Annotated in this window: 21 protein-coding genes; 13 read left to right on the top strand and 8 right to left on the bottom strand. The window is 59.7% G+C overall.

Translation table 11 applies throughout. The annotated features are described in order from the left end of the window. Positions 1-14: 14 nt before the first annotated feature. Complete coding sequence (locus BM131_RS03910; protein ID WP_090185919.1) at positions 15-779, bottom strand: DeoR/GlpR family DNA-binding transcription regulator; 765 nt, start codon at positions 777-779, stop codon at positions 15-17. 245 nt (positions 780-1,024) lie between these two features. Here BM131_RS03910 and glpD point away from each other — a divergent pair, with 245 nt between their 5' ends. The 7 genes from glpD to BM131_RS03875 all read left to right on the top strand — a co-directional run bounded on the left by glpD (position 1,025) and on the right by BM131_RS03875 (position 8,609). Further along, positions 1,025-2,608: a glycerol-3-phosphate dehydrogenase gene (gene glpD, locus BM131_RS03905; RefSeq protein WP_090185917.1), complete on the top strand. Its 1,584-nt coding sequence runs from the start codon at positions 1,025-1,027 to the stop codon at positions 2,606-2,608. Continuing rightward, complete coding sequence (locus tag BM131_RS03900) at positions 2,605-3,681, top strand: ABC transporter ATP-binding protein (RefSeq protein WP_090185915.1); 1,077 nt, start codon at positions 2,605-2,607, stop codon at positions 3,679-3,681. Before glpD ends, BM131_RS03900 begins: the two co-directional genes overlap by 4 nt. Position 3,682: 1 nt before the next feature. Then, the gene (locus BM131_RS03895; RefSeq protein WP_090185913.1) at positions 3,683-4,765 is read left to right on the top strand and encodes an ABC transporter ATP-binding protein; all 1,083 of its coding nucleotides are present in this window, start codon (positions 3,683-3,685) and stop codon (positions 4,763-4,765) included. Continuing rightward, the gene (locus BM131_RS03890) at positions 4,762-5,634 is read left to right on the top strand and encodes a carbohydrate ABC transporter permease (RefSeq protein WP_090185910.1); all 873 of its coding nucleotides are present in this window, start codon (positions 4,762-4,764) and stop codon (positions 5,632-5,634) included. The genes BM131_RS03895 and BM131_RS03890 overlap by 4 nt, the downstream gene beginning before the upstream one ends. A 45-nt stretch (positions 5,635-5,679) precedes the next feature. Beyond that, positions 5,680-6,519: a carbohydrate ABC transporter permease gene (locus BM131_RS03885; RefSeq protein WP_090186021.1), complete on the top strand. Its 840-nt coding sequence runs from the start codon at positions 5,680-5,682 to the stop codon at positions 6,517-6,519. 24 nt (positions 6,520-6,543) lie between these two features. Then, positions 6,544-6,819, top strand: a complete 276-nt coding sequence (locus tag BM131_RS03880; protein WP_090185907.1) for a DUF2160 domain-containing protein — start codon at positions 6,544-6,546, stop codon at positions 6,817-6,819. Between the two features lie 71 nt (positions 6,820-6,890). Next, positions 6,891-8,609: an ABC transporter substrate-binding protein gene (locus tag BM131_RS03875; protein WP_090185904.1), complete on the top strand. Its 1,719-nt coding sequence runs from the start codon at positions 6,891-6,893 to the stop codon at positions 8,607-8,609. Between the two features lie 65 nt (positions 8,610-8,674). On the opposite strand, the gene BM131_RS03870 is transcribed toward BM131_RS03875, so the two are convergent. The 4 genes from BM131_RS03870 to BM131_RS03855 form a co-directional block, all read right to left on the bottom strand. After that, positions 8,675-9,151 (bottom strand): DoxX family protein, encoded by a 477-nt coding sequence (locus BM131_RS03870; RefSeq protein WP_090185902.1) that lies wholly within the window; start codon positions 9,149-9,151, stop codon positions 8,675-8,677. Continuing rightward, the gene (locus BM131_RS03865; protein ID WP_175499147.1) at positions 9,144-9,908 is read right to left on the bottom strand and encodes an HvfC/BufC N-terminal domain-containing protein; all 765 of its coding nucleotides are present in this window, start codon (positions 9,906-9,908) and stop codon (positions 9,144-9,146) included. Before BM131_RS03865 ends, BM131_RS03870 begins: the two co-directional genes overlap by 8 nt. Beyond that, the gene (gene bufB / locus BM131_RS03860; RefSeq protein WP_090185896.1) at positions 9,892-10,737 is read right to left on the bottom strand and encodes an MNIO family bufferin maturase; all 846 of its coding nucleotides are present in this window, start codon (positions 10,735-10,737) and stop codon (positions 9,892-9,894) included. The genes BM131_RS03865 and bufB overlap by 17 nt, the downstream gene beginning before the upstream one ends. A 71-nt stretch (positions 10,738-10,808) precedes the next feature. Further along, positions 10,809-11,102, bottom strand: coding sequence for a BufA1 family periplasmic bufferin-type metallophore (locus BM131_RS03855; RefSeq protein ID WP_090185893.1), 294 nt, complete (start codon positions 11,100-11,102; stop codon positions 10,809-10,811). 213 nt (positions 11,103-11,315) lie between these two features. On the opposite strand from BM131_RS03855, the gene BM131_RS03850 reads away from it, so the two are divergent. The 3 genes from BM131_RS03850 to BM131_RS03840 all read left to right on the top strand — a co-directional run bounded on the left by BM131_RS03850 (position 11,316) and on the right by BM131_RS03840 (position 13,902). Then, on the top strand, positions 11,316-11,879 hold the full coding sequence (locus tag BM131_RS03850) for a sigma-70 family RNA polymerase sigma factor (protein ID WP_090185890.1): 564 nt from the start codon (positions 11,316-11,318) through the stop codon (positions 11,877-11,879). After that, positions 11,876-12,514 carry an NrsF family protein gene (locus tag BM131_RS03845; protein ID WP_090185887.1) on the top strand — a complete coding sequence of 213 codons (639 nt, stop codon included), beginning with the start codon at positions 11,876-11,878 and terminating at the stop codon, positions 12,512-12,514. Before BM131_RS03850 ends, BM131_RS03845 begins: the two co-directional genes overlap by 4 nt. Positions 12,515-12,711: 197 nt before the next feature. Continuing rightward, entirely contained in the window at positions 12,712-13,902 is a 1,191-nt protein-coding gene (locus BM131_RS03840; protein ID WP_090185886.1) for a GAF domain-containing sensor histidine kinase, read from the top strand. 61 nt (positions 13,903-13,963) lie between these two features. Here BM131_RS03840 and BM131_RS03835 read toward each other — a convergent pair whose 3' ends face one another. Genes BM131_RS03835 through BM131_RS03825 form a run of 3 tightly spaced genes read right to left on the bottom strand, consistent with a single transcriptional unit; the run spans position 13,964 to position 16,757 of the window. Continuing rightward, a complete protein-coding gene (locus BM131_RS03835; RefSeq protein ID WP_090185884.1) occupies positions 13,964-14,641 on the bottom strand; it encodes a GntR family transcriptional regulator in 678 nt (225 codons plus the stop codon). Further along, a complete protein-coding gene (locus BM131_RS03830) occupies positions 14,638-15,669 on the bottom strand; it encodes a Gfo/Idh/MocA family protein (protein WP_090185880.1) in 1,032 nt (343 codons plus the stop codon). The genes BM131_RS03835 and BM131_RS03830 overlap by 4 nt, the downstream gene beginning before the upstream one ends. Beyond that, positions 15,666-16,757 carry an isocitrate/isopropylmalate dehydrogenase family protein gene (locus tag BM131_RS03825; RefSeq protein ID WP_090186018.1) on the bottom strand — a complete coding sequence of 364 codons (1,092 nt, stop codon included), beginning with the start codon at positions 16,755-16,757 and terminating at the stop codon, positions 15,666-15,668. Before BM131_RS03825 ends, BM131_RS03830 begins: the two co-directional genes overlap by 4 nt. A gap of 122 nt (positions 16,758-16,879) precedes the next feature. Between BM131_RS03825 and BM131_RS03820 the strand changes: the two genes are divergently transcribed. The 3 genes from BM131_RS03820 to BM131_RS03810 all read left to right on the top strand — a co-directional run bounded on the left by BM131_RS03820 (position 16,880) and on the right by BM131_RS03810 (position 19,743). After that, complete coding sequence (locus BM131_RS03820; protein WP_217646837.1) at positions 16,880-17,881, top strand: TRAP transporter substrate-binding protein; 1,002 nt, start codon at positions 16,880-16,882, stop codon at positions 17,879-17,881. A gap of 75 nt (positions 17,882-17,956) precedes the next feature. Next, a complete protein-coding gene (locus tag BM131_RS03815) occupies positions 17,957-18,466 on the top strand; it encodes a TRAP transporter small permease (protein WP_090185875.1) in 510 nt (169 codons plus the stop codon). Then, a complete protein-coding gene (locus BM131_RS03810) occupies positions 18,463-19,743 on the top strand; it encodes a TRAP transporter large permease (protein WP_090185872.1) in 1,281 nt (426 codons plus the stop codon). Before BM131_RS03815 ends, BM131_RS03810 begins: the two co-directional genes overlap by 4 nt. Positions 19,744-19,745 lie beyond the last annotated feature (2 nt).

The following is a 19,745-nucleotide window of genomic DNA, read 5'->3' as shown; positions in this document are numbered from 1 at the left end:
TGCTTTCTAGCAGGTCAGGCGCGGCTGACACTGATCTGCGTGTCCCACTGCGCACAGCGTTTCGCCAAAGATGGGGCGACCGGCGCGTCTGTAAAGAAAACATCAATGGCAGACAGGGATTCGATCCGCGCCGGTGCCTTGCGCTTGAACTTGGTATGATCCGAAATCAGCATGGTGCGGCGGGATTGGCGCAGGATGGTCTGGCTGACGCCGACCTCTTGCAGGTCAAAGTCCAGAATGTCGCCGTCGGTATCAATGGCCGAACACCCGATCACGCCAATGTCGAACTTAAACTGCCGAATGGTCGAGGTGGTAATATCGCCTGTCAGCCCGCCATCGGACTGGCGCAGCGATCCGCCCGTGACGATCACCTCGCAATCGGGATTGCGGGTCAGGATGTTGGCGACGTTCATGTTGTTGGTCACGACCATCAGATTGCGATGGTGCAGCAGCTCTGTCGCGACCGCCTCTGTGCTGGTGCCGATGTTCAGGAAAATCGCGCAGTCTTGCGGGATCATCGCAGCACAGGCCTTGGCCATGGCGGTTTTATTGTCCGCGTTCAGGCGGCGGCGTTCTTCATAGGCGATATTGACGGTGCCGGATGGCAGCACAGCGCCGCCGTGCACACGCTCTAGTTTGCCCGCGTCCGCCAGTTCAGACAAATCGCGGCGGATGGTTTGCAAGGTGACGCCCAGATGCTCTGCCAGATGTTCAACGGTCACTTTGCCATCGCGGCGCGCGATATCAAGAATCTCTGGAAAGCGTATTGTCTGTGACATCGTGTCAAACCCACCCTTTTGCCGGCACCGCGGCTGCGGATTCGGCCTGCGTGCTGGGCCTACATTGTCCCAGTACAATTTGTTTGACTGTCAGGTATCACGCCAAGGTCATCACATCACAAGCATTTTTGCGTTTTCACCGGGAAATCCGGCGCAAAAATACTAAAACGAACATTTACGAAACTAGTTCTTTTCTTTTAAGGAAAGATTTGTAACATTAACCTTAGGGTTTGGGAGGATCCAACATGATCGCTGACAACAAAGTCTGTGACCTTTTGGTCATTGGCGGCGGCATTAACGGCTGCGGCATTGCGCGCGATGCTGTTGGGCGGGGCCTGACCGTGACTCTCGCCGAGATGAATGATTTGGCGTCGGCCACATCTTCTGCCTCGACCAAGTTGTTCCATGGCGGTTTGCGCTATCTGGAATATTTCGAATTCCGCCTTGTCCGCGAGGCGCTGATCGAGCGTGAAACCCTGCTGCGGGCTATGCCGCATATCAGCTGGCCGATGCGCTTTGTGCTGCCCTACCACGCCGATATGCGGTTTGAAGGCGACACGCCGACGTCCAAGCTGCTGTCCTTTGTGATGCCGTGGATGAAGGGGCGCCGCCCCGCTTGGCTGATCCGTCTTGGCCTTTTCATGTACGACACCTTGGGTGGCCGCCAGATTTTGCCGTCGACCAGCACAGTTGACCTGACCAGCGGACCAGAGGGCGCGCCGCTGAATGACAAGTTCCGCAAGGCCTATGAATACAGCGATTGCTGGATCGAGGATTCGCGCCTTGTCGCCTTGAACGCCCGCGACGCCGCGCTGCGCGGGGCCACGGTTCTGACCCGCACAAAGGTCGTGTCTGCCGATGCGGCGGACGGCATTTGGACCGTGACGCTGCAGGATACTGATACAGGTGCCATCCGCACGATCCGCGCCCGCATGGTCGTGAACGCTGGCGGCCCTTGGGTTGGTGACATTCTGCGCCAGCAAATCCGGTCCAACAGCCAAGACGGCGTGCGTCTTGTGCGCGGCAGCCACATCGTGACACGCCGCCTGTTTGACCACGAAAAATGCTATTTCTTTCAAGGCACTGACGGGCGCATTATGTTTGCGATCCCGTATGAAACCGACTTTACCCTGATTGGCACCACCGATCAGGAACACCCCGACGCGTCGGTCAAACCGGTCTGCACACCAGAAGAGCAGCAGTACATGATCGACTTTGTGAATGGTTACCTGAAAGAGCCGATCAGCACGGACGACGTCGTCTGGACCTATTCCGGCGTGCGGCCGCTGTATGACGACGGCGCAAGCTCTGCCACGGCGGCCACGCGGGATTATACGCTAAAGCTGGATGACAGCGCCGGTGCCCCTGCCCTGAACATCTTTGGCGGCAAAATCACGACCTATCGCCGTCTGGCCGAAAGCGCGCTGGACAAAATCGGCCAGCGCCTAGAGGTCAAACGTGGCCCTTGGACCGCTGGCGTGGCGATGCCCGGCGGTGATTTCCCTGTTGGCAATGTGGCTAAGCTGATCGCCGATCTGATGGCGAAGTATCCATTCTTGGATGAACGCTGGGCGAAACGTTTGATCCGCGCTTATGGCACGGATGCAAAGCAGATGCTGAACGGTGCCACGACCCTCGCACATCTGGGCCAAGACTTCGGCGGCACCCTGACCGCGACAGAGGTCGACTGGCTGATGGAACATGAATTCGCCTGCACAGCCGAGGACGTCCTGTGGCGCCGCAGCAAGCTGGGCCTGCGCCAGACCGACGCCGCCGCATTGGACGTCTACATGGCCGCGGCGCGCGCAAAGAAAAAGGACATCGCATGACCCTAGAGTTCAAAGACGTCAGCTATGTCGTGGGGGCGCAGACGTTTATCCACCCCACAACGCTGACCTTGCAAAAGGGCACGATGAACGTGCTTTTGGGGCCAACATCGTCCGGCAAAACGACGTTGATGCGCCTGATGGCGGGTCTTGATGCGCCGACGAAGGGCCGTATTTTCTGGAATGGCGACGATGTCACCGGCCAGCGCGTGCAGGACCGCAAGATCGCGATGGTTTACCAACAGTTCATCAACTACCCGGCCATGACGGTCTACGACAACATCGCGTCCCCGATGAAGCTGATGGGTCTGGATAAAGCCGAAATTGATCGCCGCGTGCGCGAAACGGCTGAACTGATGCAGCTGACGCCAATGTTGCAGCGCAAGCCGCTGGAACTGTCGGGCGGCCAGCAGCAGCGTTGCGCGCTGGCGCGGGCGCTGGTCAAGAACGCTGGCCTTGTTTTGCTGGACGAGCCGCTGGCAAACCTTGACTACAAACTGCGCGAAGAACTGCGCGCCGAAATTCCGCGTATCTTTGCGGAATCGGGCTCGATCTTTGTCTACGCCACAACAGAGCCGGAAGAGGCCCTGCTGCTAGGCGGCAACTGCGCCACCTTGTGGGAAGGCCGCGTCACGCAATTCGGCCCGACGGCAGAGGTATACCGCAAGCCCGGCGATGCGACGACGGCGCGCGTATTCTCTGACCCGCCGATGAACTTTCTGAAGGTCGAAAAGCGCGGCAATCTGATGCACTTTGGCGCGGGCGAAACAATGCCCACCACCGCAGACGTGGTCGATGGGCACTATACCGTCGGCTTCCGTCCGAACCACCTGACGCTAGAAGCCAGTGCTGGCGCGATGGCCTTTGATACGACGCTGAGCGTGGTCGAGATTACGGGATCAGAGACCTTTGTTCACCTGACCCACGGCGATGCCCGCTGGGTTGGCCTGATCCACGGCGTGCGCGACCTGAAACCGGGTCAGGCGTTGCAGGTCTATCTAGACCCCTCGCGGATTTATCTGTTTGCGCAGGACGGCACCCTTGCCGCGACTGCCCCCTATGCGGAGGCCGCGTAGCATGGCCAAGATCACCCTAGATAACCTGGCGCATTCCTATCTGCCTAACCCACAGCAGGAATCTGATTTCGCGCTGAAGGAATTGAACCACGACTGGGTCGACGGCGAAGCCTACGCCCTGCTGGGATCGTCCGGTTGCGGCAAGTCCACGCTGCTGAACATCATTTCCGGCCTGCTGATTCCGTCACAGGGCCGCGTTCTGTTCGACGGCAAAGACGTCACCACCGCACCTACCGCCGATCGCAATATCGCGCAGGTGTTCCAGTTTCCCGTCGTCTACGACACGATGTCCGTGCGCGAAAATCTGGCCTTTCCGCTGAAGAACCGCAAAATGGACACGGCAGAGATTAAGCGCCGCGTCCAGAAGGTTGCCGCCATGATCGACATGGAAGCGCAGCTGGATCACAAGGCGCGCGGCCTGACTGCTGATGCCAAGCAAAAGATTTCCCTTGGCCGCGGCATGGTGCGCGAGGACGTGAACGCGCTGCTGTTCGACGAGCCGCTGACGGTCATCGACCCCCATATGAAATGGGAACTGCGCACCCAGCTGAAAAAGCTGCATCACGACTTCGGTCACACGATGATCTATGTGACCCACGACCAGACAGAGGCGCTGACCTTTGCTGACAAAGTCGTCGTCATGTATGATGGCCGCGTTGTGCAGATCGGCACGCCGCAGGAATTGTTCGAGCGTCCAGCGCATACCTTCGTCGGCTATTTCATCGGCTCGCCCGGCATGAACCTGTTCGACGCGCAGATCGACGGCAACGTCGCCCGCGTCGGCGATGCCACCGTGCAGCTGGACGGGTCCTATGCCGCGACCGGCAAAACGCAGCTTGGCGTGCGCCCTGAATTCATCCGCCTGTCATCGGGCAGCGACGGCATCCCCGCCACCATCCGCCGGATCGAAGACGTGGGTCGCCATAAAATCGTTCGCCTTGACGTGGGCGGCAAGGAAATCAGCGCTGTTGCCGCTGAGGGCGAAAATATCGCCGCTGACACCAACCGCATCACCTTTGCGCCCGGCGGGATCAACGTCTACGCCGACGACTGGCGTATTACACCGCAGGGGGCCGCCGCATGAACAAGACCGTCAATCAAAAGGCGTGGTTTCTGGTCCTGCCGGTCCTGATCCTTGTCGCATTTTCCGCCGTCATCCCGCTGATGACCGTCGTAAACTATTCCGTGCAGGACACATTCGGGAACAACCAGTTCTTCTGGGCGGGCCTGGATTGGTTCGATGACATGCTGCATTCGGACCGGATGTGGAACGCGCTGGGCCGTCAGCTGATGTTTTCGGCGATCATTTTGGCGATCGAAGTCCCCTTGGGCATTTTCGTCGCCCTGAACATGCCGAAAAAGGGATTTTGGTCGTCGTTTTGCCTTGTCGTGATGTCCCTGCCACTGCTGATCCCGTGGAACGTGGTTGGCACGATCTGGCAGATCTTTGGCCGCGTCGATATCGGCCTGCTGGGCTATACGCTGGACGCGCTGGGCATCGATTATAACTATACCCAGAACATCCTAGACGCTTGGATCACAGTCATCGTCATGGACGTCTGGCACTGGACGTCGCTGGTGGCCTTGCTGGCCTATGCCGGCCTGCGTTCGATCCCTGACGCGTACTACCAAGCGGCCAAGATTGATCAAGCCAGCCGCTGGGCCGTGTTCCGCTATATCGAGCTGCCAAAGATGGCAGGCGTGCTGATGATCGCGATCCTGCTGCGCTTTATGGACAGCTTTATGATCTACACAGAGCCGTTTGTCGTCACAGGCGGCGGTCCGGGCAATGCGACGACATTCTTGTCGATCGACCTTGTAAAGATGGCGCTGGGACAGTTCGACCTTGGCCCCGCAGCGGCATTCAGCCTGATGTATTTCCTTGTGATCATGGCGATTTCTTGGGTGTTCTACACGGTCATGACGACCCTTGATAAACGGGATGGTAAGTAAATGACCGATACCGCAATGCCAAATGTCGCAAGCGACGCCCCTGCCATGACGATCCAGCCATCGCGCAAGATTAAGCGCAACCTGCGCCCGTCGGGCGGGGCCATCGTGATGGGTCTGTACCTGCTGTTCCTGATGCTGCCGATCTATTGGCTGCTGAACATGAGCCTCAAGACCAACTCTGAGATCCTTGGTGCCTTCAGCCTGTGGCCACGTAACTTTACGCTGGAAAACTACGCGACGATCCTGACCGACCCCAGCTGGTACATGGGCTACGTCAATTCGCTGACCTATGTGCTGATGAACACGGCGATCAGCCTCGCCGTGGCGCTGCCGGCGGCTTATGCGTTCAGCCGCTATACCTTTATGGGCGATAAGCACCTGTTCTTTTGGTTGCTGACCAACCGCATGGCACCGCCCGCTGTCTTCGCCCTGCCGTTCTTTCAGCTGTATTCCAGCATCGGATTGTTCGACACGCATATCGCCGTGGCATTGGCCCACTGCTTGTTCAACGTGCCCCTCGCCGTCTGGATCTTGGAAGGTTTCATGCGCGGCGTGCCCAAGGAAATCGACGAGACGGCGTATATCGACGGCTATTCCTTCCCGGCGTTCTTCGTCAAAATCTTCACCCCGCTGATCGCCAGCGGCATCGGTGTCGCGGCGTTCTTTTGCTTCATGTTCTCGTGGGTCGAATTGCTGCTGTCGCGGACCCTGACATCGGTAAACGCCAAGCCCATCGCCGCCACCATGACCCGTACCGTGGGCGCGGCAGGTGTCGACTGGGGCGTGCTGGCTGCGGCCGGTGTGCTGACCATCGTGCCGGGCGCTTTGGTGATCTATTTCGTGCGCAACTACATCGCTAAGGGCTTTGCCCTGGGGCGGGTGTGATGCGGACCCTGAAAGGAGCTTACAATGCTTGACTGGATGGCATGGACGTGGCCGACTGCGTCATTCTTCTTGATCATTGCCGCGCTTTTGGTGACCTTCACCACGCTGGCGATCAAGTTTCCAGAGGTGCCCCGCAAGGGCGTCCTGCGGATTGAAACCACACGCGGTGATCGTTTGTTCATCACGCTGCTGGGCTCCGCTTTTATCAATCTGGCGTGGCTGGGTGCGGGTTTTGGCCCGCAGCCCTACGCGCTGATCGTCTGTCTGGTCTATGCCGCTGCGGTCTTCCGCTGGGTCTAGGCCATGTCAAAACCCGGCGCAGACCACCGCACCGGATCGTTTACGTTCAACCTAAAGGGAGGAAACCTATAATGAACGTTCTTCTGAAATCTTCCACCGCGCTGGGGCTGGCACTTGCCATGACCCAACCGGCCTGGGCCGATATGGCAGCTGCCACATCGTTCCTGGATGCGGAAATCGGCGATGTATCCACGCTGTCTCGCGCGGATCAAGAAGCTGAAATGCAGTGGTTCGTCGACGCGGCCCAGCCCTATCAGGGTATGGAAATCAACGTCGTGTCCGAAACGATCACAACGCATGAATACGAAGCCCAAGTGCTGGCCCCTGCGTTCACCGCGATCACCGGCATCAAGGTCACCCACGACCTGATCGGCGAAGGCGACGTTGTCGAAAAGCTGCAAACGCAAATGCAGTCGGGCGAGAACATCTATGACGCCTACGTCAACGACTCCGATCTGATCGGCACGCACTGGCGCTATCAGCAGGTCCGCAACCTGACCGACTGGATGGCAAACGAGGGCAAGGACGTCACGTCCCCTACCCTGAACCTTGAAGACTTTATCGGAACAGAGTTCACGACCGCACCGGATGGCAAGCTGTACCAGCTGCCGACCCAGCAGTTCGCGAACTTGTACTGGTTCCGGTACGATTGGTTCAACGACGAACAGAACAAGGCCGACTTCAAAGAAACCTACGGCTACGATCTGGGCGTTCCTGTGAACTGGTCCGCCTACGAGGACATCGCTGAATTCTTCACCGGCCGCGATTTGTCGCGTATGGGTGTCGAGGGCGAAGTCTTTGGCAACATGGACTACGGCAAGAAAGACCCAAGCCTGGGCTGGCGTTACACTGACGCGTGGATGTCCATGGCTGGAATGGGAGACAAGGGTGAGCCCAACGGCCTTCCGGTCGACGAATGGGGTATCCGCGTCAACGAGAACTCTCAGCCGACTGGCGCTTGCACCACCCGCGGCGGTGCGACCAACTCTCCTGCTGCGGTCTATGCCGTGGATAAGGCGATCAACTGGCTGCAAAAGTACTCGCCGCCATCTGCCATGGGTATGACCTTTTCCGAGGCAGGCCCGATCCCTGGTCAGGGCAACATCGCGCAGCAGATGTTCTGGTACACCGCGTTCACCGCGGCAACTGTAACGCCTGATCTGCCCGTGATGAACGAAGACGGCACGCCCAAGTGGCGCATGGCCCCCAGCCCGCACGGCGCGTATTGGGAAGAGGGCATGAAGGTTGGCTATCAGGACGTTGGGTCCTGGACGCTGATGGAATCCACCCCGGTGGACCGCGCACAGGCCGCATGGCTTTACGCGCAGTTCGTCACATCGATGACTGTCGACGTGAAGAAATCCGATGTGGGTCTGACCTTTATCCGCGAGTCCACCGTCAACTCTGAGCACTTCACAGAGCGGGCTGACAAGCTTGGCGGTCTGGTTGAATTCTACCGCTCGCCAGCGCGGACACAGTGGTCGCCAACCGGCACCAACGTGCCTGACTATCCTAAGCTGGCGCAGCTGTGGTGGCAGAACATCGGCGACGCAATGTCCGGTGCGAAAACATCGCAAGAAGCGCTGGATCAGCTGTGTGCTGATATGGAAAGCGTCATGGAGCGCATCGAGCGTTCCGGCATCCAGGGCGACCTGGGTCCGGTGATGAACGACGTGCAGGACGCGCAGTACTGGCTGGACCAGCCAGGCGCGCCCAAGCCCAAGCTGGCCAATGAAGACGAAGAGCCGATGACAATTGGTTACGACGAACTCGTCGCGTCCTGGAACTAATCTAGGTGTGACAGGGGCCGGGGCGCAGCGATGCGCCCCGGCTTTTTTGTGTCTGCGCGCCCGCGTCAGTCATCAAGGCGCAGCACACGGTCGAGCGAGATAGCGCCCGGACCCTTAGCGATCAGCACCAGAAAACACGCCGCCCACAGCCCGTGTGTGATCCAAGCGTCTGGATAGACGAACACCTGAATAACCAGCGTCATCCCCAGCAGCGCCGCTGCCGACAGGCGCGTTGCAAAGCCAAGCGCCAGCGTGACGGCAAAGATATGCTCTGCCAGCGTCGCCATCACAGCGGCAAGCGCGGATGGGATGATCGGCAAGGCGTATTCGTTTTCAAACAGCCACCATGTGCCGTCCGCAATGGCGAAGCCGTCAACCTTGGTCCGGGCTGATGCCCAGAATACCGCCGCCGGAATCAGGCGGGCCAGCAATGCCGGGACTGACCACGGCAAGCGTCCAGCCAAGGCGTTCACACTGCGGAACGTGCGGCGGATGGCGTCGCCTTTGGTTTGGCTCATGTTCGTACCGGTATAATCAGTCATGGGTCCCACTTTCTTTGGCTTGGGACAGGCCGATGATCAGCCCGTGTTGTAGAAGGGTCGAAAACGCCGAAGCCGCGATATCGGGCGCGACATCTTGGCAGGCCGCGCCAAGGGGCGCACCGCCGATAAGCGCGGCGACGATCCGGGCCGCGTCAGGGTCAATTTTAAGCACGGCGGCATTGTCGCCCCGGCGAAAGATCAACGCCGCCTCTGCGTCCGGCGGTGGCGGGACGGCGGCCCCGCCGGGCTGGTTCATTGCCCAGATCGACACAGCAGGATAGCTGTCTGAAACAAAGACCCGCAGCGATGGGTGCAGCGACAGCACCGCATTATCCGGGTCAGCGCTGATCTGCGCAGCGCAGGTATCTGCAGGCATCGGGTCCGCATCGGCGGCGTGATAAGCTTCGCCGCGCAGCAGTTCGATCCGGGCGACGTCTGGCAGATAGGGCAGCGTGGCGGCGGGCGGAAAGCTGGCCAGAAATGCGGGGAATGCGTCGCCATAGGTATGCAAGACGGGTGAACGCGGTGGATGCGCGGTCACAAAAATCTGCGCCACAGCCTTGAAAAACGCATCCCCCACAATGCGGGCAACGGATGGAAAGCGCTGGCCCAGCGCCTCTGACAGGGAATGGGCGACGGTGTTGCGATAGACCGAAAAACGCCGGTCCAGATCGCCCACAGCGGTAATGCCGGGCGGCAGCTCTGCGTTGTTCAGGGCCGCGCGGAACGCGGCTTGGGTTTCAAGATGCGATTGCATGGCGCGCCCCGTCCAGAATATCGGCCGCGCGGTTCGCTTCATCCAGCAGCACAGACAGCGCGGGCACGTCTGTATCCCATTCGATCAATGTCGGGCGCGGGCCAAGGCGGTGCATCGTTTCCGCATAAAGCGTCCAGACCGGGTCAGCGACAGGAGCACCGTGGGAATCGATCAGTAGCGGGCCAGACGGCAACTCTTCTTCATCGTGGCCGCCTAGGTGGATTTCACCGACGGCTTGCGTTGGAAAGGCCGCCAGATAGGCACGCGGATCGGCGCGGTGATTGGTGCAGCTGACAAAAACGTTGTTCACATCCAGCAGCAACCCGCATCCGGTGCGATCAACAATAGCGCGCAGGAAATCCGTCTCGGCCAAGGTAGAGGTTTCGAACGTCACATAGGTGGACGGGTTTTCCAGCAACATGGGGCGGCCAATCGCGCTTTGCAGCTGGTCGATATGTTCGCACACTGTCGCAAGCGTTTCGTCGTCATAGGGCAGCGGCAGCAGGTCGTTCAAAAACGCATCGCTGTGGCTGGACCATGCCAGATGCTCGGAAAAGCTTTCTGGCTGGTAACGCTCGCACAGATTTTTGAGGCGGGTCAGGTGATCGCGGTCCAGCGGGCCAGCGCCGCCGATGGACAGGCCCACACCGTGGATCGACAGGGCGTAATCAGCGCGCAATTTCATCAGTTGGGCGTGGGGCGGGCCGCCGTCACCCATGTAGTTTTCTGCGTGAACCTCTAGGAAACCCAGCCGATTTGGCGTGGCCTGCAACGCATCGAAGTGGGAGCGTTTAAAGCCGATGCCGACGGTATCAGGAAGCTGGGTCATGGCAGAGGTCCTTATGTCTTAGGCTAAAGGTGCACCGCGCGGATTGGGGCCCGCGCGGTGCAGATCGGCGATTAGGCCGGGATGTCGCGTGTCAGCTCTTCCAGCGAACCCATGCGGTCGGTGCCGTCAGCAGCAGCAGGCACAGCCATGTCTGCACAGGTGCCAGCGGGAACCAAGGACCAAGCGTTGCCCTGATAGTCGATGGTGGAGGTGCCGGCGCAGGTCGTGCCGGGGCCAGCTGCACAGCCGTTTTCGCCGGCCAGTGCCACGCCGAAGCACTTTTCCATGTCCTGCGCGCTGGCGCCGGTCACGGTGGCACATGCGCCGAGGATTGCGAGAGCGAGGGTTGTTGTCTTGGTGTTCATGTTTCTTCTCCGGTCTAACACTCGGCACCCTGTTGGCGTCCGATGCTAGGCAATTCGCTGGCCAAACCCGATCTGTTACAGCCCTCGCGTTTAGGTGAAGCAATGTAACATCCCGTGTTGCCAAAGATTTGCATTTGAAAGGTGGTGTGAACTATTTATGCCGCAGCCTGTAACGAAGCACGTCGCTGCAACGAACTGAAAGGTGTCGGACCAATGAGAGACGCCAAATGGGCCGACCTACTGCGGCAAGCGAATAATGGACACCGCGACGCCTATATCGCGTTCCTGAAACAGGTCGCACCGGTGCTGCGGGGTGTCATCCAAGCCCGCAGTGGTGGGCGTCACGAAGATTGCGAGGACATCTTGCAGAACGTCCTGATTGCGATCCACGAAAAACGCCATACTTGGCGTGAAAATGAACCGGTCAGCGCATGGCTTTATGCGATTGCGCGGTACAAAACGATCGACGCCCTGCGCAAATCAGGACGGAGCCGCACCACCGCCTTTGACGGCGAAGAGGCGCAGGTGGCTGATGACAACGTTATCGACCCGACTGCTGCGCGTGATTTGGACGTGTTGCTGACGCGGCTTGACGATACCTCTGCCGCGATTGTGCGGCAAATTAAACTGCAAGGGCTGACCGCCGAAGAGGTGGGGGCCCAGTTAAATATGACACCCGGCGCGGTGCGCGTGGCCCTGCACAGGGCAATGACGCGGCTTAGCGCTGCGGTTGCCGAAGACGACCCTGAAACGGCCAACCAGAAGGCCCCGACATGAATACGAATGATCTGATTGCCAGCCTTGGGGCAGATATGACCCCGGTGCGTCCCGGTCTACTGACCAACGGCGTGATGCTGGGCCTTGCAGGCGGGACGGCTTTGACGGCGGTGCTGTTTGCTGTGCTGTGGGGCGTTCGGTCCGATCCCGCCGCGATTTATGGCAATATGCCGCTGCTGGCCAAGACCCTACTGCCATTGGCGCTGGGCGCGATTGCGCTGCCGTGGATGCTGGCGCAGGCCCGCCCTGCTGGGCAAAGCCGCACCCGCCATGCGATCTGGGCCCTGCCCGCCGTGTTGGCGCTGCTTGTCGCGGCGACTTTGTTAACCACCCCCGGTCCGTCTTGGTCCATGGCGTTGCAGGGCAAGTCCATCATGACCTGTTTGGTCTCGATTCCCGTGCTGTCCGCCCCGATCCTTGCCGCCCTGCTGGTTGCCTTGCGGCGCGGCGCACCGGAACATCCCATGCGCTGCGGCATGGTGGCCGGGCTGACGGCAGCAGGCTTTGCCGCGGCGATCTATTCGCTGTATTGCATTGAGAACTCTCCGCTATTTTACGGCACATGGTACACGCTGGCGATCCTTGGCGTGGCCGGGGTCGGTGCTATCGCCGGGCGGTTTGCGCTGAAATGGTAGCGGCGGCGGGCCACGCTTGCGTGGCCCAACCGGGGCAACATCAGCAAAGGCGGCTGATATAGGCCGAGTGCCGCCGCGAAGCCCGCTGAGCGTTAACATATGTCATAGTTTATGGCACAAGGAGGTGTCATCTTTTAAACGGTGACATATGACGCAGATAAATAAGCCTGCGCACCTTCGATGAGAGTACCCCGCCTGTGACACCTGCGCACGATTTTCACGAAGATATTGCCGCGATTGGCCGCAGCCCGACCATACCGACACTATTGGAAACCATTGTGCTGGCCACAGGCATGGGATTTACCGCCGTGGCCCGCGTGACGGATACACGATGGGTGACCTGTCAGGCCGTTGATCACATCAATTTCGGCTTAAAACCCGGTGACGAGCTCGACGTTGAAAGCACGCTGTGCCACGAGGTGCGCAACTATGGTGAAGAGATCGTCATCAACGATGTCCACAGCGATCCGCATTATGTGGACCACCATTGCCCCGCGCAGTACGACTTTCGCAGTTATATTTCCGTCCCAATCCTGCGGGCTGACGGGTCATTCTTTGGCACGCTTTGCGCCATCGACCCTACCCCGCGTGTGCTGAAACAGGACCGGATTCTGGCCATGTTTCGCCTGTTCGCCCGCATGATCGGCGAGATTTTGGACAACGACGAAGCGCTCTCGCAAAGCCGCGCGGCGCTGACGCAAGAGCGCGCATTGGCCGAACAACAAGAGCAGTTTATTGCGATTTTGGCCCATGATCTGCGCAATCCGGTCAACGCACTGACAGCTGGTTTGCGGATGATAGAACGGCGCATTAATGACCCACAAGCGACTGAGCTGGTTGGGTTGATGCGGGCGTCAGTTAACCGGATGGCGCTTTTGATTGAAAACTTGCTAGATCAGGCGCGCAAACGCAGTGGCGGCGGCATCGTCATTGAACGGCGCGCTAACACTGACCTTGGCGCATCGCTAGCGCAGATCATTGCTGAATTGCAGGCGGTTGCGCCGGACCAACAGATCGTCGCAGACATCGACCTGCCCGGCACCGTGAACTGCGACGCGCCGCGCATTTCGCAGCTGTTTTCGAACCTTCTGGCCAATGCGGTCACGCACGGCCCCGAAGGGACACCCATTCAGGTCAGCGCCAAGGTCCTAGGCGGCACCTTTACGCTGGCCGTGACAAATGGCGGGGCCAAGATCCCCGATGACATGTTGCCAACCTTGTTCGAGCCGTTTCACCGCGGCGGCGACCGGCCCAGCCGCGAAGGTTTGGGATTGGGCCTGTTTATCGCGTCGGAAATTGCAAAGGGTCATGGTGGCACCTTGTCCGTGACATCAACCGATAACGAGACGGTTTTCACGTTCCAAATGCCAAACGCCGCACTGGTCTAGCGCCCGCAGGCTGGGCCGGGACGCTTTCGCGGTGCCGCAAGCATGCAGCAGGAAAGCGGGCTTATATCCGCGACAACCGATTGGTGCGCAGCAGCGCGATCAGCATGTCCTTGGCGTTTTGCCGATGACTTTTATGAATGCGGTGCGCCGCATCCGCATCACCGCGTTTAATCGCCTCAAACACCATACGGTGATCTTCGTTCGATTTGACGGGCAGCGGGCGCATGAACAGGGTCAGCGCGCGGGCGCGTTTGACCTGATCGCTCATCATTGCGACGATCGCTTCGATCCGCGCGTTTTTGCCAAGCCGCACGAGTTCGGTATGAAACCGGTCGTCCGCCTGCGCCCAAGCGTCTAGGTCACCCGCTTTGATCGCGTCGTCCATGTCGTTGATCGCGGCCTCTAGGTTTTTCAGATCGCTGGCCTGATAGCCTTGCAGCGCGGCCTGCTGCGCGGCAAGGCTTTCCAGTTCGGTCAGCACATCATAGATTTCGCGCATGTCGTCAGCAGACACAGGCAAAATGCGAATGCCTTTGCGCGGGCGCATTTCCACCAAACCTTGGCTTTCCAGCACCAAAGCGGCCTCTCGGACCGGGGTGCGGGACATACCGAACCGCTCTGCCAGCTCTGCCTCTAGGTGGTCAGAACCGGCGGGAAGTTCACCGCAGAAAATAAGCTCGCGCAGGGATTGAACCGCGCGCTGTGTCGAGGAAAGGACTCGGTCATCGAGGTTTTTCAAGACAGCTCCAGCTTGATTTTGCGGCCCTCGCGCGAGGACGCGTAGATGTCGTCCTCTATCTGAATCACAGACAGGTAGTCCGGTGCAAGGTTTTCAAGCGGCGCGCCATCCAGAACCCCGGCGACGACGTGACTTTGCAACGCATGCACACAGTCCCCGCCAAAGCCGTCCCAGTGATCTGGTCCGATAAGAGTCTGCGTCGTCATCGCGTGAAAGCCGCGCAGGGTGACCACACCGTCGCCGGTCAACGTTAGGGTTCCGTCGGTGCCTTCAATTAAAGCCTCGCCCATGGTGCGGCGCAGGTTGTCGGCAGCGTGGTCAAGGTTGCGGTTCCCGTCGAACATCGCCCGCACCCCGCCGGGATGATCAAACAGGACGTAGCCTGCATCCTCGCCCGCAAGGACGGGATTTACTTGGCGCAGGTCGGCATAGACAGACAGCGGATTGCCGAACAAATACCGAAATGTGTCGACCCAGTGCACGCCTGTTTCGTGGATTAGAAACCGGTCCATCTGTTGAAAATATGGCTGCCGATCAAGGTAGGCGTCCGGGCCCTGCCCGTCGCCGGTGCGCAGCCGAAACGTGGCCTGCAAAACCGTCCCGATCGCGCCGCGATCAAGCGCTGCCTTGATCACACGGTACCACGGCTGAAACCGAAAGTTTTCGTGCACGACGATGCGGGCGCCAACGGCATCTGCCTCTGCGACGATAGCGCGGGCTTCAATCAAGGATTGGCAGAACGGCTTTTGACAAATCATCAGCTTTACCCCGCACCGCAGCGCCGTGCGGATGGTGTCCGCATGGGCCACGGGCGGCAGGACGATATCCAGCAGGTCAGGCTGTGTCTGGTCCAACATGGCTTGCAGGTCATCGAAGGCGGGCAATCCAGTCGCCCGCGCCTTTTCGATATCGCGGTTGCACGATCCAACCAGATCGACCCGGTCAATGCGCGCCCAGCTGTCATAGTGGAACCGGCTGAAATAGCCGGCCCCGACACAGGCCACGCGCAGGCGCGCAGGCGCTGTCATACCAAACCCAATGCCGCGGCAACCGCGTCCGCCGCATCCGCCGTGCCAGAGGTGCCGCCCAGATCGCGCGTCAGAACTTTGCCTGTCGCCACCACGGCCTCCACCGCTTCGCGAAGACGTTTGCCATCTGCGGTCATCGCCGGGTTATCGTGTTTGATGCCAAGCCAGTCTAGCATCATGGCCGCGGACAAGATGATCGCCAGCGGATTGGCCAGCCCCTGCCCCGCGATATCGGGCGCAGAGCCATGGCAAGGCTGAAACACCGCGTGATCCAGCCCGATATCCGCCGAAGGCGCTAGGCCCAGCCCGCCCATCAGCCCGGCCCCCAGATCGGACAAAATGTCGCCGAACATGTTTTCCGTCACCAGCACGTCGAAATCCCACGGCTTCAGCACCATCCAAAGCGCCGTTGCATCGACATAGGCGTGATCGGCGATCAGATCAGGGTGGCGCGCCGCCTCTGCGTCAAAGATCTCTCGGAAAAAGGCGAAGGCGCGGAAAACGTTGGCCTTGTCGACGCAGGTGACTTTACCGGGGCCGCGGCCCGTGTCTTTGCGCGTTTGCGCCAGATTGAACGCAAAGCGGAACAGCTTTTCCGAAATATCGCGGGTGATCAGCAGCGTCTCTCGCGCTTCGTCTTTCGTCACCTCGCCGCGCCCTTGGGTATAAAACAGGCCTTCGGTGCTTTCGCGGATCAGGACAAAATCGATCTCTTTCCCGTCCGGCATGTTCAGCGGCGTCGGTTGCCCCGCGCGCACCGTCACAGGCCGCACCCCGGCAAACAGCGTCAGCGCCTTGCGCAGATCAATCTGAGGCGAGATTTCGGTGCCGTCCGCGTAACGCACGGATGGAAGCCCCATCGCCGACAGCAGGATCGCATCAGCGCTGCGCGCCAGATCCATCGACGCCTTGGGCAACGATTCCCCTGTGCGGGCATAGTGCGCTGCGCCCGCAGGCGCATCGGCAAAGCTAAGGGTATAATCAGGCGACAGAGCCGCCAGTTTTTTCAGGATCGCGACCGTGGGACTGATGATTTCAGGACCAATGCCGTCGCCTTCAAATACCGCAATTTCAAAATTCTGCTTCATGGCCTGCATCCTCGGGCTTTCGTTGCATTGGATCAAATCCAAAAGTTGACAACACATTTATTAACGCATACGCAAATAAATACAATACCGACTGTTCTAGCTTTTGGGAGGAAACCATGAACATGAAGATCACCACATCATTGCGCTTTGCCGCAGCCGCCGCAGCGTTGCTGATTGCCGGGGCCGCGCAGGCACAGACAGTTTTAAAATTCAGCCACACCGACAACCCCGGCGGGTCGCGCGATCAGGCGGCGGCGGTCTTTGCCGAAAAGGTCACAGAATACACCGAAGGCCGCTACGAGGTGCGGATTTTCCCGGCCGGTCAGCTGGGCAATGACCCCAAAGCGATCGAACAAATGCAGCTTGGCGGCGTCGATTTCACCGTGTCCGCGACGGGTTCCTATGCATCGTATTTGCCATCCCTGAACCTGACGGCGATGCCGTTTCTGGTCGACAGCTACGAACAGGGCTGGGAATTCTACGACAACTCTGGATGGATGCAGGGCGAATTTGCCAAACTGCCAGAGGTCGGCTTTCGCGTCCTATCCACATGGGAAGCTGGCTTTCGCAGCTTTACCACGACATTTCCGCTAAATGCCCCGGCCGATGCCGCGGGCAAGAAAATGCGCGTCTTTCCGAACGACATGATCCGCTGGACGATGGAAGCAATCGGCTTTCAGACTGTCGTCATGCCGGTGACGGACGTTTACCTGGCGATCCAGCAGGGCACTGTGGACGGCCAGGAAAACCCGGTCGACACCATTTTGTCGCTGAAATTCACCGAAGTCGCGCCCTATCTGACCCTGACGCGGCACGTCTATTCGCCCCTGCCACTGACCGTGGCCGAGAAGACGTGGCAAAGCTTTTCTGACGTCGACAAAGACGCGATCACCCGCGCCGCCGCCGACTCGTCAGCGTTTAGCCGCGAACTGGTCAAAAGCTCTGAGGCGGCCCAGCTTGAACAGATGGCCGCAGAGGGCGCCACGATCATCACGCCAGACGTGGGCCCGTTCCGCGATGCGGTCGCGTCGGTCTATGATCAGGCGCGCGGCGTTTACGGCACCGAAGTCGACAAGGTGCTGGCCGAGGTCGAGACGATCCGCACCGCAATGCCTGCCCAATAGCCAAGCATTATCGCCCGACCTGCGGAGGTGCCTGAACCGGCACCTCCCCCACTCCGGTTTTAAAAGGCCCCCGCCATGGATTTCCGTTTGTACTACCCGCCATTTTTGCTTGGCCTGAGCCGCGTGATTGATGCTTTGCTTGCGCTTGGCGGCTTTGCGATCCTGACACTGGTTTTCGCGAATGCGACGCTGCGCAGCCTGGCCGGGTTCGATCTGGCGTGGTCGCTAGAGGTCACAGCGTTCTTGCTGCTTTGGACGACCTTTCTGGGGTGCGCCGCCGTGACGGCGCGGGGCGCACAGATGCGCGTGACGGAAATTGTGGACATACTGTTTTCGCCCCGCGCCAAGGCGCTGCTGGAACATGCAATCAACCTGCTGATCGCCGCGTTGCTGCTCAGCCTGATTATCAAAGGCATCAGCATTTCCGGGCACACGTGGCGGCAAAGCACGACAGTGCTGTATTGGCCGGTCGGCCTGCTTTACGCATCTATGCCGGCGGGCATGGCGCTTAGCCTGATGTTTCACCTGTTTAATTCGTGGCTTGTCCTGCGCGGCGTGCCGATGACGGACGGGGGCGGCGCATGATCCTTCTTTTCGTTGTCGTGGTCTTTCTGACGACCGTCTTCCTTGGCATTCCGCTGGTCTGGGCGATCCTGATCTCCTCGGTCCTGCCGATCATTGTTTTCGATCTGGGCTACCCGCTGCAGGCGCTTTACCTCAACTTTATCGGCGGGGTGGAGCCGAACCATTTCATCGCCATCCCCCTGTTCATCGTCGCTGGCGAACTCATGAGCCGGGGCGGCGTCGGCCAACGGATCATTACGTTCTCTAAGGAACTCTTGGGTTTCATGCCCGGCGGGCTTGGCATGGTTGTTGTCGGGGCGTCGATGATCTTTGGCGGCATCTCTGGCTCTGCCATTGCCGATAGCGCAGCCATCGGGTCCGTGATGATCAAGAATATGGCCAAGCAAGGCTACAAACCCGCTTTTGCTGCTGGGCTTGTCGCTGCTGCGGGTACGATCGGCATTATCATTCCACCGTCGATCCCGATGCTGATTTATGGCTTCGTCGGCGGCGTATCCGTCGCCGATCTGTTTCTGGCCGGGACCGTGCCGGGCCTGCTGTTTGGCGGCTTGTTCATGATCGTCTGCTACCGCGTCGGCAAATCGACAGGCTGCGACGCGGGCGGGCACCGCACCAGCCGCAAGGCGCTGCGGCAGTCCTTTGTCAGCACCCTGCCCGCGCTGATGATGCCTGTCCTGATCCTTGGCGGTATCTTTTCCGGCTTCGTCACCCCGACAGAGGCCGCCGCCGTTGCCGTCATCTACGGCCTTGCCGTCACGATGCTGGTCTACCGCGATTTTGCACTGCGCGACCTGCCGAACCTGATGATCGACGCCTTTGTGACCTCTGCCATCGTGATGGTCGTGATCGGCGCGACCAGCGTGCTTGGCTGGTTGATCACGCTAGAGCAGATGCCGACGATCCTTGTGGGTGCGGTGCAGTCCTTTTCCAGCTCGCCTTGGGTCTTCCTGCTGCTGGTCAATATCGTGATGCTGATCCTTGGACTTGTGCTGGACCCGGTGCCTGCCATTTTGCTGACCGCGCCGTTGTTCCTGCCCACGGCGGTCAGCTTTGGCGTCGACCCAGTGCATCTGGGCGTCATCATGGTCTGCAATGTTGCCATCGGCTTGTTCACGCCACCCGTCGGTGCGACGCTTTATGTGGCATCGCGGATTTCAGGGGTCGGCGTGCTCAGCATCGCGCGGGCCATGGCACCGCTTTATATTGTCGCAATCATCGCGCTAGGCTTGATCACCTACATCCCTGCGATCTCTCTGACGCTGGTACGTCTGTTCTGAAA

It is taken from the genome of Loktanella salsilacus (assembly GCF_900114485.1).
Classification (GTDB): Bacteria; Pseudomonadota; Alphaproteobacteria; order Rhodobacterales; family Rhodobacteraceae; genus Loktanella; species Loktanella salsilacus.
The sequence above is the reverse complement of the archived record's forward strand: the minus strand, read 5'-3'. Positions and strand labels throughout refer to the sequence as shown.

Bases quoted from the DNA above. Each gene is read 5' to 3' on its own strand.
- BM131_RS03910 (WP_090185919.1), bottom strand. From the start codon at position 779: ATGTCACAGACAATACGCTTTCCAGAGATTCTTGATATCGCGCGCCGC.
- glpD (WP_090185917.1), top strand. From the start codon at position 1,025: ATGATCGCTGACAACAAAGTCTGTGACCTTTTGGTCATTGGCGGCGGC.
- BM131_RS03900 (WP_090185915.1), top strand. From the start codon at position 2,605: ATGACCCTAGAGTTCAAAGACGTCAGCTATGTCGTGGGGGCGCAGACG.
- BM131_RS03895 (WP_090185913.1), top strand. From the start codon at position 3,683: ATGGCCAAGATCACCCTAGATAACCTGGCGCATTCCTATCTGCCTAAC.
- BM131_RS03890 (WP_090185910.1), top strand. From the start codon at position 4,762: ATGAACAAGACCGTCAATCAAAAGGCGTGGTTTCTGGTCCTGCCGGTC.
- BM131_RS03885 (WP_090186021.1), top strand. From the start codon at position 5,680: ATGACGATCCAGCCATCGCGCAAGATTAAGCGCAACCTGCGCCCGTCG.
- BM131_RS03880 (WP_090185907.1), top strand. From the start codon at position 6,544: ATGCTTGACTGGATGGCATGGACGTGGCCGACTGCGTCATTCTTCTTG.
- BM131_RS03875 (WP_090185904.1), top strand. From the start codon at position 6,891: ATGAACGTTCTTCTGAAATCTTCCACCGCGCTGGGGCTGGCACTTGCC.
- BM131_RS03870 (WP_090185902.1), bottom strand. From the start codon at position 9,151: ATGACTGATTATACCGGTACGAACATGAGCCAAACCAAAGGCGACGCC.
- BM131_RS03865 (WP_175499147.1), bottom strand. From the start codon at position 9,908: ATGCAATCGCATCTTGAAACCCAAGCCGCGTTCCGCGCGGCCCTGAAC.
- bufB (WP_090185896.1), bottom strand. From the start codon at position 10,737: ATGACCCAGCTTCCTGATACCGTCGGCATCGGCTTTAAACGCTCCCAC.
- BM131_RS03855 (WP_090185893.1), bottom strand. From the start codon at position 11,102: ATGAACACCAAGACAACAACCCTCGCTCTCGCAATCCTCGGCGCATGT.
- BM131_RS03850 (WP_090185890.1), top strand. From the start codon at position 11,316: ATGAGAGACGCCAAATGGGCCGACCTACTGCGGCAAGCGAATAATGGA.
- BM131_RS03845 (WP_090185887.1), top strand. From the start codon at position 11,876: ATGAATACGAATGATCTGATTGCCAGCCTTGGGGCAGATATGACCCCG.
- BM131_RS03830 (WP_090185880.1), bottom strand. From the start codon at position 15,669: ATGACAGCGCCTGCGCGCCTGCGCGTGGCCTGTGTCGGGGCCGGCTAT.
- BM131_RS03825 (WP_090186018.1), bottom strand. From the start codon at position 16,757: ATGAAGCAGAATTTTGAAATTGCGGTATTTGAAGGCGACGGCATTGGT.
- BM131_RS03820 (WP_217646837.1), top strand. From the start codon at position 16,880: ATGAAGATCACCACATCATTGCGCTTTGCCGCAGCCGCCGCAGCGTTG.
- BM131_RS03815 (WP_090185875.1), top strand. From the start codon at position 17,957: ATGGATTTCCGTTTGTACTACCCGCCATTTTTGCTTGGCCTGAGCCGC.
- BM131_RS03810 (WP_090185872.1), top strand. From the start codon at position 18,463: ATGATCCTTCTTTTCGTTGTCGTGGTCTTTCTGACGACCGTCTTCCTT.